Origin of the sequence: Herbaspirillum sp. SJZ099 (assembly GCF_007828355.1) — a bacterium.
GTDB lineage: Bacteria > Pseudomonadota > Gammaproteobacteria > Burkholderiales > Burkholderiaceae_D > Herbaspirillum.
Window position 1 is genome coordinate 1 of the sequence record NZ_VIUO01000014.1, and the last position, 16,419, is coordinate 16,419.

The 16,419-nt window shown below is 59.4% G+C and carries 16 protein-coding genes; 8 read left to right on the top strand and 8 right to left on the bottom strand.

The genetic code is table 11. The features are described 5' to 3' along the window. Positions 1-222 precede the first annotated feature (222 nt). Positions 223-531 (bottom strand): hypothetical protein, encoded by a 309-nt coding sequence (locus FB597_RS19305; protein WP_144770425.1) that lies wholly within the window; start codon positions 529-531, stop codon positions 223-225. A 22-nt stretch (positions 532-553) separates the two neighbouring features. Further along, positions 554-940 (bottom strand): hypothetical protein, encoded by a 387-nt coding sequence (locus tag FB597_RS19310; RefSeq protein WP_144770426.1) that lies wholly within the window; start codon positions 938-940, stop codon positions 554-556. 145 nt (positions 941-1,085) lie between these two features. On the opposite strand from FB597_RS19310, the gene FB597_RS19315 reads away from it, so the two are divergent. Beyond that, on the top strand, positions 1,086-1,472 hold the full coding sequence (locus FB597_RS19315) for a helix-turn-helix domain-containing protein (RefSeq protein ID WP_144770427.1): 387 nt from the start codon (positions 1,086-1,088) through the stop codon (positions 1,470-1,472). A 363-nt stretch (positions 1,473-1,835) separates the two neighbouring features. On the opposite strand, the gene FB597_RS19320 is transcribed toward FB597_RS19315, so the two are convergent. Beyond that, a complete protein-coding gene (locus FB597_RS19320) occupies positions 1,836-2,750 on the bottom strand; it encodes an IS1595 family transposase (protein WP_144770428.1) in 915 nt (304 codons plus the stop codon). A 438-nt stretch (positions 2,751-3,188) separates the two neighbouring features. Here FB597_RS19320 and FB597_RS19325 point away from each other — a divergent pair, with 438 nt between their 5' ends. Beyond that, a complete protein-coding gene (locus tag FB597_RS19325; protein ID WP_144770429.1) occupies positions 3,189-3,470 on the top strand; it encodes a hypothetical protein in 282 nt (93 codons plus the stop codon). Between the two features lie 35 nt (positions 3,471-3,505). Further along, positions 3,506-4,384 (top strand): hypothetical protein, encoded by an 879-nt coding sequence (locus FB597_RS19330; protein WP_144770430.1) that lies wholly within the window; start codon positions 3,506-3,508, stop codon positions 4,382-4,384. A 146-nt stretch (positions 4,385-4,530) separates the two neighbouring features. Here FB597_RS19330 and fliQ read toward each other — a convergent pair whose 3' ends face one another. After that, positions 4,531-4,797 carry a flagellar biosynthesis protein FliQ gene (fliQ, locus tag FB597_RS19335; protein ID WP_144770431.1) on the bottom strand — a complete coding sequence of 89 codons (267 nt, stop codon included), beginning with the start codon at positions 4,795-4,797 and terminating at the stop codon, positions 4,531-4,533. A 474-nt stretch (positions 4,798-5,271) separates the two neighbouring features. Next, the gene (gene katG, locus FB597_RS19340; RefSeq protein ID WP_144770432.1) at positions 5,272-7,524 is read right to left on the bottom strand and encodes a catalase/peroxidase HPI; all 2,253 of its coding nucleotides are present in this window, start codon (positions 7,522-7,524) and stop codon (positions 5,272-5,274) included. A 388-nt stretch (positions 7,525-7,912) separates the two neighbouring features. On the opposite strand from katG, the gene FB597_RS19345 reads away from it, so the two are divergent. The 5 genes from FB597_RS19345 (at position 7,913) to FB597_RS19365 (ending at position 12,375) form a co-directional block, all read left to right on the top strand. Then, positions 7,913-9,133, top strand: a complete 1,221-nt coding sequence (locus FB597_RS19345) for a helix-turn-helix domain-containing protein (protein WP_144770433.1) — start codon at positions 7,913-7,915, stop codon at positions 9,131-9,133. 84 nt (positions 9,134-9,217) lie between these two features. Beyond that, positions 9,218-9,874 (top strand): hypothetical protein, encoded by a 657-nt coding sequence (locus tag FB597_RS19350; RefSeq protein ID WP_144770434.1) that lies wholly within the window; start codon positions 9,218-9,220, stop codon positions 9,872-9,874. A 77-nt stretch (positions 9,875-9,951) separates the two neighbouring features. Further along, positions 9,952-10,719 carry a thioredoxin family protein gene (locus FB597_RS19355; RefSeq protein ID WP_141917339.1) on the top strand — a complete coding sequence of 256 codons (768 nt, stop codon included), beginning with the start codon at positions 9,952-9,954 and terminating at the stop codon, positions 10,717-10,719. A gap of 48 nt (positions 10,720-10,767) precedes the next feature. After that, positions 10,768-11,358, top strand: a complete 591-nt coding sequence (locus tag FB597_RS19360; RefSeq protein WP_144770435.1) for a hypothetical protein — start codon at positions 10,768-10,770, stop codon at positions 11,356-11,358. Between the two features lie 72 nt (positions 11,359-11,430). Next, positions 11,431-12,375: a DMT family transporter gene (locus tag FB597_RS19365; RefSeq protein WP_141917343.1), complete on the top strand. Its 945-nt coding sequence runs from the start codon at positions 11,431-11,433 to the stop codon at positions 12,373-12,375. Between the two features lie 73 nt (positions 12,376-12,448). Here the strand turns inward: FB597_RS19365 and tcdA are convergent, their stop codons facing one another. From tcdA to secD, 3 genes are all read right to left on the bottom strand, one after another. Then, on the bottom strand, positions 12,449-13,327 hold the full coding sequence (gene tcdA, locus FB597_RS19370) for a tRNA cyclic N6-threonylcarbamoyladenosine(37) synthase TcdA (protein WP_144770436.1): 879 nt from the start codon (positions 13,325-13,327) through the stop codon (positions 12,449-12,451). A gap of 79 nt (positions 13,328-13,406) precedes the next feature. Continuing rightward, positions 13,407-14,351, bottom strand: a complete 945-nt coding sequence (secF, locus tag FB597_RS19375) for a protein translocase subunit SecF (RefSeq protein WP_141917349.1) — start codon at positions 14,349-14,351, stop codon at positions 13,407-13,409. 71 nt (positions 14,352-14,422) lie between these two features. Beyond that, positions 14,423-16,327 (bottom strand): protein translocase subunit SecD, encoded by a 1,905-nt coding sequence (secD, locus tag FB597_RS19380; protein WP_141917351.1) that lies wholly within the window; start codon positions 16,325-16,327, stop codon positions 14,423-14,425. Between the last annotated feature and the right edge of the window lie 92 nt (positions 16,328-16,419).

Here is a 16,419-nt window from a genome sequence, read left to right on the forward strand (position 1 = left end):
CCGCAGGCTACGCTGCCGGCAACAACCCCAGCACCACTGCGGCTTGCCGCTTAGACTAACTTTAAGTCTGGACCAGTTGTTTCAGGCCGGTCAGTCTTACTGCATGCGTATCAATGTTCTTGATTATGTAATTTTCCAAGTCCTTATATTCGGGACCTTTTGCATTTCCTAAATCGTAACTGATTAGATAAACAGCCATCGTAAATTCCTTTCTGTGTATGTCTATAGTCTCGGCGGTTCGCCGGAAGCATCAAGCATAGCGTACACGGTTAAAAGCATAGCGGTCTTGTAATGTGTTTTGTCGGAGTCCGATTGTTCATGTGCATACGAGCGCAGTTCTTTCGCAATTTCGGCACGATCTAAGTGCCGCCTTATTAAGGCAATATCTGTTCTGTAGAAAACATCAGACCTTGCCGTCAACTCCTGTATGTTCTTACCGAACACTAGGCTGACTTGATTTAATTCTTTCTGCAAAGCTTCAACTGTGTGCTCTAGCTCAGAGATTCTTCGAATCAGTTCTACATTGTTCATAGATGTCTTTCTGTAGGTAGCACTACTGCTGAACTTGAATCTCCTGCACCTTCCTTTTGCAATCTTTGCCTAGTGCATGATTGAAACTCAGGTAAGTAGCGATTCCTGAGACGGTATTGTTCATGCTCTTGATGAATGCAGGTTTAGTGCATCTTTCTGCGACGTCCTCGAATCCTGTTTTGCTCATTTGTTCTTTGGCAGTGTTTCGTAGATCACTCATGTTCGATAGCACTTCCTTCGCTGTTTTTACGCGTGCCGGATCTGCTTTCTCCATGTAGCTGATCGAGTTTTGGGTGCAAACTTCAACGGCGCTGATCCACTGTTCGCAAGATGCGGGAAGTGCTTGGGCTTTGGCATTTAACGAGATAGAAGCGGCACAAAGAAGCAAAATCGATACGGTTGTTTTCATTTTAACTAGGCAAATATAGTTGAAACACAACCATATTAACGCAATTTAATGATGTAGTAGGTCGATATACAACTATTTAGTGTGTTACGTGAATTTAGTTGATAGCCAACCATCTCCGCTGGCTCATATCCTGTGGAGATTGAAAATGGCGACGACAGAGAAGTCGGTAAATAGGAGGATCGGTAAAACGATAGCCCACAAGCGTAAAGCTGCTGGCTTCACGCAGGAGGAAGTAGCCGAGGAGCTAGGTATCGGGAATGAGGCATTCTCTCGCATCGAACGCGGCTTGGTCAGCCCTGGTATCTACAAGCTGTACGTACTGGCCGACTTGTTCAAATGCGGTGTTGAAACGTTCTTAGTTGAAAGTAGCCGACGGCCATCGGACCAGGCTGAACACATCGCGCAGATGTTAATGAAGAATTCTGTCGTTGATCGCACCGTGATTGTCTCCATCGTGGAGAAGCTATCAAAGCATATGACGCGCAAGACTGGCGGAAGGAAAGAAGTGGAAGAGCAGGAAATACTTTTGTAGTTCTGAAATAAAACGGGGATTTTTGAATCCCCGAGTGCTTCTGTTATTGCTGTCTGATATTTTCTTGCTTTTGATCTGGCTGCGATTACAGCAGATCGGAACAAGAATCTAAAAAGGACTGATATGCATAGTTCAGCGACGTACCGTGATTTAAATAGTACGAAATTTCATTCCAGGTCATAGAGACTCCTTGATGTTGATTTGAATGAATTTGGCTTCGGAGATGTTGGCGCATCTCCGAAGCCACTCTTTTACTGCGGGACGCTATTCAGCGAGTGATCCTGCGATTGGGATCGGGTGAAAGCGCCGTGACGGTCGCTAGGAAGGATTCGTTATTCTTTGCCAATCCTATCATTTTCGCCTTTAGCCTGCCATCAGCATCGCGCCAGTCAGTCTCTTATTTGACACGGCCTTCAGCGCCTTCTTGAATCGCTTGGTATCGCTGCTCCTCCGCGTGTTCCATTTGAAGTCTAGTTCTTGCAGATACCGTTGAAGGTGTTTCTCACTCACCTGGTGAAACGTGCCGTATAAACTGCGCTTCACCAGAGAGAAGCTACCCTCAACAGTATTTGTCGTTACGTCACCCCGCGCATATTCCCGCATGCGGTGATTCACTGATTCGTGCGATGCAAAATACAAATGCGCCTTCTGATATATCGCCGCTTCGTCAGTCATTAAGCGCGACCGTGAGCTAACGTTATTCTGCAAAATCGGCATGATCGTTTTGGCCTTCACATCCGGCACATGAATTGACCGCTTCTTGCCGTCACGTTCGACCATCGAGACGATCTTCATTTTGTGATTAAAGCCGCGAGCACCAGGTGGCAATTTGCCGTTATTGCCCCAGTAGGTCTCATCAACTTCTACAGGTTTATTCCTGCCCCCAAGTTTCTTCTTTTTCTCTGTTTCAGTAGGCGTCATTGCTTCACGAACACGATGGCACATGAACCATGCAGTGTTGTAAGAAACTTCGATCATGCGTTGAATCTGGAGTGCGGAAATCCCTTTCTTGGAGGCTGCCATCAAGTGGAAAACTAGAAGCCATTTATTGATCGGGACTTTGGAGCGGTGGAAGAGGGTTCCAACTGTGACGGTGAAGGTGCTTTTGCAGCTATTGCAGTAGTAGAGGCCGGGACGATGATTTTTACTTTTAGTTGGACTCGTCCGCTCAGTTTCACCGCATTTGGGACAGTAGCGATAAAGGCGCCATCGGATGGATTCTAGGTAGGCAATCGCTAAGGATTCATCACTGAATATTGGATTTGTAAGATTAACCATACCCCTTCTCATTGATAGTTAATATCTACCAATTATATTTATTTTGGTAGTTTTTGGCTATTAAAAAGAGGCGCGTGAAGGATGTTTTATTCTTTCAAATCAATAAGTTGAGTCTCCACTCAACCTTCTATCGTATTAAATAGGCGTAAATGATAGTATTTGAAACGTATCGCTGGTAGACCTCCGGGCTACGCTTGTGGCGAAACGTCAAATGCTCATGTAAGCGCAGCAATCTGTCGCTAGTATTTTTGAGCGTCAAAAGTCCATAGAATTTAGCGCCTCGTGGCGCTTTAGCTACTTGTCTATCGACAAGCTATTCATGGCACTAATTTAAAACTGAGTCTCTTACCAAACCATAGCGACTTGTCGTCGTTATTTGCATTCACACGTTATCAAATGTGGTGAATAAGCGAGGTAAGAATCAATTGGGAGAATGAAATGAAACTGCATGAAATTCTAGCTGCGGAACTTCCAGACATAGATGACTCTGTAAAAGAATGCGTAAATATGGGGGAGTGGCTGCTATTCAAAACTGAGGTTCATAAAGCCGGCAGTGAAGCAGCTTACTATCTGAAGACGAGTACAGGTGTCTTTGAATTGAGTGATCGAGGAGAGGTGCTGCAAGAAGTTGCGGCTGGTGGTGATTCTCTCGAAATTGATGAACTTTTCTATTTTTCTGATGTGCGTAAGCCTGATTCGCTAAGCAATATGCACGTATAGAAACTTTCCGCAAATACCTAATATTAAAAATAACAATGAGTTTAATTGGTGGTAGGACGCGGTGGGTTCTGTTTTTATCCGCAAATGGTGATGCCGAGACGCGTCACATTCAAGACCTCGCTTTTGGTCTGAAATGCTTAGAAAGCGCCGGTATAAATATTGCAGATATTGACATTTATGTAGATGGTTCTGATCGTACCTCTATTGAGAACTTCATTAAAAGCGGCACAGCTTCAGCATGCACAGTAAAGACCTCAAGGGATTTTTTCACTGATCAAGCGAACAATTCACATGACAATTTGGTGATGTTTGTTACTGGCCATGGAGGCCCTGCTGGATTAGATGCTTTGCCTGTTATCACGCCAGATGCGCTTTTAAAGGGGATCAAAGAATCTCCCAATTTGAAATTGGCAGTGATCTATCTCGGCCAATGTTATGCAGGAATTTTTAACTATATTGGAGCCGGGAGTAAGAAGCCCGATGATCCTCAAGTTATATTCATTGGCGCAACAAACTTACATGAGAGCCTTAGTCGTTCAACGTCTGAAACATTTGTAACGGGACAGCAGCAATGGCCAGCAAATTTGTTTCTGCTATATGCCTTTAAGTGGTTTCAGAATCCTACCGATGTAGACGGCGATGGAAAATTTACCATCATTGATTCGTATAAATATGCAGGGACGCATGCAAATATTGCGAACAAGAGAGGTAAGATGCAGGCTTTTCATGACACGCCAGCATTGCGAAAGCGTTGGGAAGATGCAGATGCGGCGCATCGTCAAAATCCGACTCCAACAAATAAAGCTAACTTAGATGCATCTGCTACGCGGTATGAAAAACATATCGACACGTTGTACATACATCAGGAATGTTGGATTCTCAACGCAATACCTGCGCAAAGTACTGAACGGTGATTTGAGAGTTAACAAATTAAAAATCCGGCCAATGAGCCGGATTTTTAATTGGACGTTACAGGCAACAATCAACCATTTTGGTTGATTTTAAACTATTGCTTACTTTAGTCATCTACGTAATAGCGAATCAAAAGCGGCGACCCAACTCAGAATAGTCCCGGAATCCCTCCCCATAAGCGGCGTGAGAACTGCGTCAACTGATGCAACATCCATGGGCCAAAGACGATAAGGGTGACACCGGCCGCGAATAACTTGGGTATGAAGGTCAGGGACATTTCCTGAATTTGCGTCACTACCTGCAAAATACTGATCAACAGGCCGACCACCAGGCCGATACCCAATACCGGCGCGCAAATTAACAACCCCGTCCATAACATGTCGGCCATCATTTTCAGGGCCATATCGGCGTGCATGATTTTTCCCGCTGCGGTGTCGGCCGCTGATCGACCGTATCCCAAAGTTAATGAAGAAGCACAGTCAGGTTAGCAACCCGCCAAACGAGGCGTCAATGCAGGACAGCAGATATCCGAATAAACGATAAATCGATGACGACGCGTTTTAATTTAATTGATCGGTAGCGCCTATCAAACGGAAGGGAACATCGAAAATTTCTTTCGGTTGGTCTAATACTTTCTCGCTCTTCCTTGCCGCAGATCGAGTTTTCCCAAAGAACATCGCCAAAAATAAATTCGAGTTTAAGATTGAAAAAATTATGCTCGCACCTTCATGTGGATTGACCTGCTGTTGCACAACGAACAGCGGCGCGACATAACGGTATCTCCCTGCAAGTATCGCGCATAAAAAAGCGGCGCATCTTCCGACGCGCCGCTGTTTCCCTGCGAAGGGAAGCCGGTGATTCCGGCCCTCCCCCTATTCACATCATCACATCACTTCAGGTCGAAACGATCCAGGTTCATCACCTTGGTCCATGCCGCCACGAAGTCCTGCACGAACTTCGCCTGGGCATCGGCGCTGGCATAGACTTCGGACAAGGCGCGCAGCACCGAATGCGAACCGAACACCAGGTCGACCCGCGAACCGCTCCACTTCACCGCGCCAGTCTTGCGGTCGCGCCCTTCGAACTCGGTGGCCGCGGGCGTTGTCGCTTTCCATACGGTGCCCATGTCCAGCAGGTTGACGAAGAAGTCGTTGCTCAGCACGCCCGGGCGCTGCGTGAAGACGCCGTTCTTGCTGCCGCCGGCATTGGCGCCCAGGACGCGCAGGCCGCCCACTAGCACGGTCATTTCCGGCGCGGTCAACGTCAGCAACTGCGCCTTGTCGATCAGCAGGTCTTCGGCGCGTACCGCGAAGGGCTTCTTCAGGAAGTTGCGGAAACCGTCGTAGATCGGCTCCAGCGGTTCGAACGATGCTGCATCGGTTTGCGCCTCGGTCGCGTCGGTGCGGCCGGGGACGAACGGTACGACGATGTTTTGCCCCGCCTCCTTGGCCGCCTTTTCCACCGCGGCACTGCCGGCCAGCACGATCAGGTCGGCCAGCGATACCTTCTTGCCGCCGCCCTGGGCATTGAAGTCGGCCTGGATGGTTTCCAGCGCCTTCAACACCTTGGCCAGTTGCTGCGGCTGGTTCACGGCCCAGTCCTTTTGCGGGGCAAGGCGAATGCGTGCGCCATTGGCGCCGCCGCGCTTGTCGCCGCCGCGGAAGGTCGAGGCCGAGGCCCAGGCGGTGGATACCAGTTCAGGCACGCTCAGGCCCGACGCCAGCACCTTGGCCTTGAGCGCCGCCACGTCCTGATCGTTGATCGGCGCATGGTCCGCCTTGGGCAGCGGATCTTGCCAGATCAGTTCCTCGGCCGGCACTTCGGGGCCAAGGTAGCGGGCGCGCGGGCCCATGTCGCGGTGGGTCAGCTTGAACCAGGCGCGGGCGAAGGCGTCGGCGAACTGCTCCGGGTGCTCGTAGAAACGGCGCGAGATCTTTTCATACGCCGGGTCGAAACGCAGCGAGAGGTCGGTGGTCAGCATGGTCGGCAGGCGCTTGCCGTTGCCCTGCGGGTCGGGGATGTCCGCCTGCGCCCCCTTGGCGACCCATTGGTGCGCGCCGGCCGGGCTCTTGGTCAGTTCCCATTCGTACTTGAACAGGTTCTCAAAGAAGTAGTTGCTCCACTTGGTCGGGGTCTGGGTCCAGGTCACTTCCAGGCCGCTGGTGATGGCGTCCTGGCCGGCGCCGCTGCCGAAGCTGCTCTTCCAGCCCAGGCCCTGCTGTTCCAGGCCGGCGCTTTCCGGTTCGCTGCCGACGTGCTTGGCGTCGCCCGCGCCGTGGGTCTTGCCGAAGGTGTGGCCGCCGGCGATCAGGGCCACGGTCTCTTCGTCGTCCATCGCCATGCGGGCGAAGGTTTCGCGGATGTCGTGCGCGGCGGCGAGCGGGTCGGGGTTGCCTTCCGGGCCTTCCGGGTTGACGTAGATCAGGCCCATCTGGACCGCCGCCAGCGGGTTTTCCAGGTTGCGGCCGGCCGGTTCGGTGCGGTCGGCTTCCTCGCCGTGGCGGTCGGGGTCGGCGGTGATCTCGCCCAGCGGGCTGCCGCCCTTGCCCTTGCCGTAGCGGTCGTCGCCGCCCAGCCAGGTGGTCTCGGTGCCCCAGTAGACATCGAGATCCGGTTCCCAGACGTCTTCACGCCCGCCGGCGAAGCCGAAGGTCTTGAAGCCCATGGTTTCCAGCGCGACGTTGCCGGTCAAAATCAGCAGGTCGGCCCAGGAGATCTTGTTGCCGTATTTCTGCTTGATCGGCCACAGCAGGCGGCGCGCCTTGTCCAGGCTGACGTTGTCGGGCCAGCTGTTCAACGGGGCGAAACGCTGCTGGCCGCGTCCGGCGCCGCCGCGGCCGTCGCCGATGCGGTAGGTGCCGGCGCTGTGCCAGGCCATGCGGATGAACAGCGGGCCGTAGTGGCCGAAGTCGGCCGGCCACCAGTCCTGCGAATCGGTCATCAACCGGGCCAGGTCTTTCTTCAGCGCGGCCAGGTCGAGGCTCTTGAATGCTTCTGCGTAATTGAAGTCCGATCCCATGGGGTCGGACTTCGACGAATGCTGGGCCAGCAGATCCAGGCGCAACTGCTTCGGCCACCAGTCGCGGTTGCTGGTGCCGCCACCGGCGGTGTGGTTGAAGGGGCACTTCGCTTCGTTTGACATTGCGATCTCTCCTCTTAATCGATCCAGCTAGTGCGGTGTTCGACGTTTGGCGGTTCTATGTGCCGCCAAGCGTCGAACGCTGCGCTAAAGTCACCATGCCCGGACCAGGATACGGGCATGTTTCGGATGGTTGCGTTGCGGATCTGGGCATCCTGCTCCGCGCGGCAACCCTGTCGGACGAAATGCTGGCTGCGTAATGCGACGGCTTGATGACGCCGCCGATTCCGTTGCCTTGACTTCAATTTCGTCGCGTCCTGGTCAGTTGTTCAGTAGAGCGATTAATATAAAGCATTAAAACAAGATTGTTGATTGTCTTTTTTTATCAACCTATTCGAGCATCCCAATCTCCCTCGCGGCATTCCCCGCACCCCAGTGTATTCTGCATGCCATGGATTCGCTCATCTCTGCTGCCGCACGCGCCCTGGCCACCGGCGACGCGCTGGGTGCGCTAAAACGCGTCGCCCTGCGTGAAGACCCGCCGGCGCTGGCCTTGCGCGGCATCGCCATGGCCCAGTTGGGCGAACACCCGCTCGCCCGCGCCTTGCTGCGGCGGGCCGCGCGCGGTTTCGGCGCTCGCGAAGAACTGGCGCGCGCCCGCTGCATCGTGGCGGAGGCCGAAGTAGCGCTGGCCGAGCGCGACCTGGCCGGATCGCCGCGTCCGCTCAATAGCGCGCTGGTCACGCTCGAAGCCCATGCCGACCATGCCAACGCCTTGCAGGCGCGGCTGGTCGCCACCCGAAAATTGCTGCTGCTGGGCCAATTGCAGCAAGCCGGCGCCATGCTGGCGCAGCTCGATCCGCAAGCATTGCCGTCGCCACTGGCGGCGCTAGCCTCCCTGCTACGCGCCGAGCTGGCACTGCGTTCGTGGCGCATCCAGGCTGCGCGGGAGGCATTTGCGCAAGCGCAGGATGCGGCGGCACGCTCGGGGATTCCCGCCCTGTCGGCAGAAGTGGCAGAAGCGCGCACTGCGCTGGAACGTCCGGCAGCCAGACGGCTCGCCCCTTGGGGCGAGCAAGCCTTGCGCATCGACGAAGTGGCCGCCCTGCTCGCTTCGGACGCGCTGGTAATCGACGCTTGCCGCCGCAGCCTTGGCGCCGGCCCCGTCCAACAACCGCTGGCGCGCCGCCCGGTGCTGTTCACCCTGGCGCACGCGCTGGCGGCGGCGTGGCCCGGCGACGTCACGCGCGAAACCTTGATCGAACGGGCTTTCCACACCCGCGCCCCGGACGAGACGCATCGCGCCCGCCTGCGCGTGGAAATCGGCCGGCTGCGGGCGCTCGCCAAAGGGCTGGCTCGCATCGATGCCACGCCCCGGGGCTTTGCCCTCCAGCCGGAAAACGCACGCGAACTGGTGCTGCTGGTCCCGCCCTTCGACGGCGACCAGGCCGGACTGCTGGCCTTGCTGTCGGATGGTGCGGCCTGGTCGACGTCGGCCCTGGCGCTCGCCCTTGGCACCAGCCAACGCACCGTGCAACGCGCCCTGGCCGAGCTGGAAGCGCAACAGCGCGTGCGTTGCATCGGCCGCGCGCGCACCCGGCGCTGGCTGGCGCCGCCGCTGGCCGGATTCACGACAATCTTGTTACTCCCCGCTGCGCTGGCCATCGGATAAAGTACTTTCACGGCGCCGATATGCAGCGCCATATGAAGCGCCATATGCAGCGCAGATGGAAAAACCCGAGAACGAGGAGCGACGATGAGCAGCAAGGAAACATCCCCAGTGACCGCACAAGCCGCCGAGATCGTGCGCGAATACGGCCCCTTCCCCGGTGTTGACGCCGTCCATGGCGTCACCTGGGACGGCCGCCGCATCTGGGCCGCCACCGGCGCCAGGCTGGTCGCCATCGATCCCGGCAGCGGCGAACCGGGACGCGCGCTGGAATGCCCCTGCGACGCCGGCACCGCCTTCGACGGCACCTACCTGTACCAGATCGCAGAACAGCGCATCGACAAGATCGACCCGGCCAGCGGCGCCGTGGTGGCCTCCATCCCCGCGCCCGGCAACGGTCGCGACTCCGGCCTTACCTGGGCCGAAGGCAGCTTGTGGGTGGGCCAGTACCGCGATCGCAAGATCCACCGCATCGATCCCCACACCGGCGCCATCCAACGCACCATCGAATCCAAGCGCTTCGTCACCGGCGTGACCTGGGTTGACGGCCAACTCTGGCACGGCACCTGGGAAGGCGAGGAGAGCAGCCTGCACCGCGTCGATCCCGATAACGGCGACATGCTGGAAGAGTTGCGCATGCCCACCGGCACCGGGGTGAGCGGACTCGAATCGGACGGCGCCGGGCTGTTCTATTGCGGCGGCGGCAGCAGCGGCAAGCTACGCGCGGTACGCCGGCCCAAGTAATCGGCGCGGGCGTTCGCCCGCAGCCATCCCCCACCTCAGACAACACATTGCATGGCCGTACGGCCAGGGAGCACATCATGGATATCGCCCGTCACCCGATCGCCTCTTCCGAACAATGGCTGGATGCGCGCAAGAAATTGCTGGCGCGCGAAAAGGAGGTCATGCGCCTGGCCGACCAGCTGGCCGCGGAACGCCGCGCATTGCCGTGGGAACGCGTGGACAAGGATTACGTCTTCGACACCCTCGATGGCCCGCGCAAGCTGGCCGAACTGTTCGACGGCCGCCGCCAGTTGCTGGTCCAGCATTTCATGCTGGGCCCGGGTTGGGAACAAGGCTGCCCGAGCTGCTCTTTCATGGCCGACCACAGCGACGGCATGAATGTGCACCTGGCCCAGCGCGACATCACGCTGCTTGCCGTCTCGCGCGCGCCTTTGGCCGAGATCGAACGCTTCCGCCGCCGCATGGGCTGGCGCTTCGGCTGGGTTTCCTCGTATGGCAGCGATTTCAACGCGGACTTCGGCGTCAGCTTCACGCAGGAAGAACTGGCCGCGGGCGAAGTCGGCTACAACTATGGCCGCCGCTTTTTCCCTGCGGCAGAAGCGCCCGGCATCAGCGTCTTTGTGCGCGACGATGCGGGACAGGTCTTCCACTCTTATTCCACCTATGGCCGCGGCGTGGAAGTGATGATCGGCGCCTACCATATGATGGACCTGACGCCCAACGGCCGCGGCGAACGCGACGTGCCGCACAAGATGGAATGGGTGCGCCACCATGACCGCTATGACGGCGGCGCTGCAACAAGCGCCGGCGCCGGGCAGGCTGCATGCTGCCACGCGCGCGGCTAAGGCTCGGTCTAGGTTAAAGCGTTCCGCCCCCTCTCGCGCGAAGCTGCCATGTCCGCCGCCTGGTTCTGGATTGCGCTGGCCGCCAGCGGCGCGCTGCACGGGCTGAGCCCGGCCAGCGGCTGGATCTTCGCCGCCGCCCGGCCTGATGGACGGCTGCAGGCGCTGCATGCCCTGCTGCCCAGCGCGCTCGGGCACCTCGCCGCGCTCGGCCTGGCGGCGGCAGGGGCCGCCCAGGCGCTCACGGCAACGGCCCAGCGCAACCTGTCGCTGGCAACGGCGGGCTTGCTGCTGTTGCTCATGCTGGCAGCGCGCCTGCATCCCGGCCTGCGCCGCACAAGACGGATCTCCGCCGGCTGTTGCGCGCTGGCGCTGTGGTCCTTCGCGCTCTCGGGCGCGCATGGGGCGGGCATGATGTTGCCGGCGCTGATGCCGCTATGCGGCGACGCCGGTTCCGCATCCGGCACGCTGGCGCGCGCCATGGCGGCGGTGTTCATCCATACCGCGGCCATGCTGGCGTCGGCCGCCGCAGCCGCTAGCCTGGCCTGTCAGGGCAGGCGCCTGTGGCAACGCCTGCGCCGCGCACCGGCCGGCCCCTGCGCGCGCCCGGCAACAGGCGACGATTTCCCAAATTGTCCGTAGCCTGCGCCAAGCCGTTTCCCGCTTGCCAAGGCATACTGCGACATTCGCAGTTTTCATGGCAAAGCTTTTCCGATGAGTTCCAATACGATCTTGCGCGGCATCCTGTTCGGCGCACTGGCCGGCGCGGCCTGGGGGCTGGTGTTCCTGGCGCCCGAGCTGACCCGCGAATTTTCTCCCTGGCAGTTGTCCGCCGGGCGCTACCTGGCTTACGGCGCGTTCGCCGCGGTGCTGATCGCGCCGCGTTTGCGCAGTGTGGCCAGCCGCCTGGGCGCGCCCGAATGGTGGGCGCTGGTGTGGCTGAGCTTGCTGGGCAATGTGGTCTACTATGTTTTCCTGTCCAGCGCGGTGCAGTTGGGCGGCATGGCCATGACCTCGCTGGTGATCGGCTTTCTGCCGGTGGCGGTGACCATCATCGGCAGCCGCGGCCGCGGCGCGGTGCCGATCCGCAAGCTGGCGCCCTCGCTGGCGCTGGGCCTGGCCGGCATCGCCTGCGTGGCATGGCAATCGCTGGCTGCCGGGCGCTCGGCAGCCGATGGCGCCCAGCAGATCCTGGGATTCTTTTGCGCGCTCGGCGCGCTGGTGTCGTGGACCGCTTACGCTGTCGGCAACAGCCGCTGGCTGGCGCGGCTGCACGCCATCTCGGCGCACGACTGGAGCCTACTGACCGGATTGGTGACCGGGCTGCTGTCGCTGTTCGTGGCGCTGCCAGCCTTCACGCTGCTGCTGGAACCGCATTCGCAGGCTGAATGGGGGCGTTTCCTGGCCGTCTCGGCCGGCGTGGCGATCATCGCCTCGCTGTTCGGCAACGCCTGCTGGAACAAGGCCAGCCGCCTGCTGCCGCTGACCATGATCGGGCAGATGATTCTGTTCGAGACGCTGTTCGCCCTGCTCTACGGTTTCCTGTGGGAGCGCCGCCTGCCGACCTTGCTGGAAACGGCGGCCATGCTGCTGGTGACGGCCAGCGTGCTGCTGTGCGTGTCGGCGCATCGCGTGGTGGATGAGGGCGGCGGGCACTGAGCGCTGCCCGGCACGCACGAAAAAACGCCTTGCGATTTGCAGCCGCAAGGCGTTTTTTCATGCGCCGTAAAACTCAGGCTTTCTGCGCGATCTTCTTCAGCACATGCGCTGCCGCCACCAGGCCGAACGATGCGGTCACCACCATCGCCGAGCCGAATCCGGCGCAGTTCAGGCCGGTGACGCCGCCTTGCGCGGCATCCTCGGCGGCGGCCACATCCGCGGCATCGCCGCCGATATCCATCTCTTCTCCCGCCGGGTCGATGACGCAGGCTTCGCCCTCCGCCAACTCCGGGAAGCGCAACGGCTCGGTGGAAAACACCGCGTCGATATGGAACTTGTTCCTGGTCCCGCGCGGAAAGCCATGCTGCGCGCGCAGGCGCTTGCGCACCTTGGCCAGCAAGGGCTCCTGTTCGGTGCGGCACAGGTCGCGGATCTCGATCATGGTCGGGTCGATCTGGCCGCCGGCGCCGCCGATGGTCACCAGCGGCACGCCATGCTGGCGGCAATAGGCGATCAGGGCCACCTTGGCGCGCACGTTGTCGATGGCGTCGATCACGTAGTCGAAGCGGCCCACGCCGATCATCTGCGGGACATTGTCGGGGTCGAGGAAATCCTCCACCTCGGTCACCATGCAGGTCGGGTTGATCTGCATGATGCGCTCATGCAGCGCCGTCACCTTGGCCTTGCCGAGGGTGTCGGACAAGGCGTGGATCTGGCGGTTGACATTGGACTCCGCCAGGTTGTCCAGGTCGATCATCGTGATGTGGCCGATGGCGCTGCGCGCCAGCGCCTCCACCACCCACGAGCCGACGCCGCCGACGCCGACCACGCACACATGCGCATCGCGGAAGCGCTGCAAGGCCTGCGCGCCGTACAGGCGGGCGACCCCGCCGAAACGGCGGTCGTAATCGATGTCATGCAACGTGGAAGCAGCGTCTGCGGTAGTGCTCATGGAGAAATTCAATCGCGTTGTTGAAGACAAAAGGCCGCAACGCGAACGCTGCGGCCTTCGTGGACGATGCCGATGGTGATTACACCACCGCGCCGCCGTTCTCGTCCTTGGCCTTGACCGGCTTGATCAGGTCTTCACGCTTCACGCCCAGCCACATGGCCAGCGCGGCGGCGACGAACACCGACGAATAGATGCCGAACAGGATGCCGATGGTCAGCGCCAGCGCGAAGTAATGCAGGGTCGGGCCGCCGAAGAAGAACATCGCCAGCACCATCATTTCGGTGCTGCCGTGGGTGATGATGGTACGCGACATGGTGCTGGTGATCGCGTGGTTCAACACTTCGGGCGTGGACAGCTTGCCGAAGCGGCGGTCGCGGAAGGCTTCGCGCACCCGGTCGAACACCACCACCGATTCGTTGACCGAATAGCCCAGTACCGCCAGGATCGCCGCCAGCACGGTCAGCGAGAATTCCCACTGGAAGAAGGCGAAGAAACCGAGAATGATGATCACGTCGTGCAGGTTGGCGATCACCGCCGCCACCGCGAATTTCCATTCGAAGCGGAACGCCAGGTAGATCACGATGCCCACCACCACCATCGCCAGCGCCATCAGGCCATCGTGCGCCAGCTCCTCGCCCACCTGCGGACCGACGAATTCGACGCGCTGCAGGCGCACCTCGGGATCGTCGGCCTTCAACGCCGCCGTCACCTTCTCGCTCTGCTGGCTGGCGTTCACGCCGGGCTGCGCCGGCAGGCGGATCATCACATCCTGGGCGGTGCCGAAGCTTTGCACCAGGGTGTCGCGGTAACCCAGGCCTTCGACCGACTTGCGGATCTTCTCCAGGTCGGCCGGTTTGCTGTAGGCCATTTCCATGACCGTGCCGCCGGTGAACTCGATCGAGAAATGCAGGCCCTTGCTCACCAGGAAGAACACTGCGGCGACGAAGGTCAGCGCCGAGATCACGTTGAAGATCAACGCATGGCGCATGAAGGGAATGTCTTTTTTGATGCGGAAAAATTCCATCGCTATCCTTTCGGTGCCGGCCGCGGGGTCTTACCCCGCGCGATCCGGCTCAAATCACTTGTCTGCCGCGCTTACTTGGCGCCGCGCTTGGTCGAAACCTTGCCGGAAGTCGACAGCGTCTCGCTGTCCGGCTTCCAGATCTGGCCGATGGCCAGGCCGGCCAGCTTCTTCTTGCGGCCGTACCAGAGGTTGACCATGCCGCGCGAGAAGAACACCGCCGAGAACATCGAGGTCAGGATGCCCAGGCAGTGCACCACGGCAAAGCCGCGGATCGCGCCGGAACCGAAGATCAAGAGCGCCAGGCCGGCGATCAGGGTGGTGACGTTGGAGTCCAGGATGGTCGCCCAGGCGCGGTCGAAACCGATCGAGATGGCCGCCTGCGGCGAATTGCCGGCACGCAGTTCTTCGCGGATGCGTTCGTTGATCAGCACGTTGGAGTCGATCGCCATGCCCAGCGCCAGCGCAATCGCGGCGATGCCGGGCAAGGTCAGCGTAACCTGCAGCGTGGACAGCACCGCCACCAGCAACAGCACGTTCACCGACAGCGCCAGCGCGCTGAAGAAGCCGAACAGCTGGTAGTAGATCACCATGAAGATGGCCATCGCCAGGAAGCCGTACAGCACCGAGTCGAAACCCTTCTTGATGTTGTCGGCGCCCAGTTGCGGGCCGATGGTGCGCTCTTCGATGATGTCCATCGGCGCGGCCAGGGAGCCGGCGCGCAGCAGCAGCGCCAGGTCGCTGGCGGCTTCGGGCGAACCCATGCCGGTGATCTGGAAGCGCGAACCGAGTTCGGAACGGATGGTGGCCACGGTCAGGACTTCGCCCTTGCCCTTTTCGAACAGCACGATGGCCATGTTCTTGCCGACCTTGTCGCGGGTGGCTTCGCGCATCTTGCGCCCGCCGTCGCCGTTCAGGTCGATGCTGACCGCCGGCTGGTGGTTTTCATCGAAGCTGGCCGAGGCGTTGGAGATGTAGTCGCCGGTCAGCACCGGTTCCTTGTTGAGCACCACCGGCGCGCCCTTGCCGATCTTGAACAGTTCGGAACCGAACGGGATGGCGGCGCTTTCTTCGGTGCCGCGCACCACGCTCTCGTCGACCATGCGCACTTCCAGGGTGGCAGTGCGGCCGATGATGTCCTTGGCGCGCGAGACGTCCTGCACGCCCGGCAGCTCGACCACGATGCGGTCGGCGCCCTGGCGCTGGATCAGCGGCTCGGCCACGCCCAGCTCGTTGACGCGCTTGGACAGGGTGGAGATGTTCTGCTTGACGCCGTCTTCCTGGGTCTGCTTCAAGGCTTCTGGACGCAGGGTGGCGACCAGTTTCAGGTCGTCGCCGGCGCCGGCGTCGGCCAGCACCATCTCTTGCAGCTCGCCCAGCGCGGCGCGGGCCTTGGTGCGGGTGTCGGCATCGCGGAACGAGATTTCGATGGCGTCGCCGTTGCGGCTGATGCCGTTATGGCGGATGTTCTTGTCGCGCAGCAGGCTGCGCACGCTGGCCTGCAATCCTTGCAGGCGCTTGTTGAGCACGGCCTTGATATCGACCTGCATCAGGAAGTGCACGCCGCCGCGCAAGTCCAGGCCCAGGTACATCGGGAAGGCGTGCAGGCTTTGCAGCCATTGCGGGGTATTGGGCAGCAGGTTGAACGCGACGATATAGGTCGGGTCCGACGGATCGGTGTTGAGTTCCTTCTCCAGCAGGGCCTTGGCCTTGAACTGGATGTCGGTGGTGGCGAAACGCGCGCGCACCGAAGGCTGGGCGCCGCTGCCGTCGAATGCGACGCTCTCTGCGGACAGGCTGCCTTGCTTCAGGATCTCATCGACGCGGCCGGCCACGGCGGCCTCGACCTTCATGGTCGATTTGGCGCTGCTGATCTGCACGGCCGGCGACTCGCCGAAGAAGTTCGGGACGGTATAAATCACGCCGAACAGCAAGGCAACGACGATTAATGCGTATTTCCAGAGAGAGTAACGATTCATGGTGTTGTGCTTCTAGCTTCCAGAATGAGCTGCGGGTTGCTTGCAGCTTGCAGCGGGAACCCGGGGGTTCCAACAACATGGGCGCATCACCG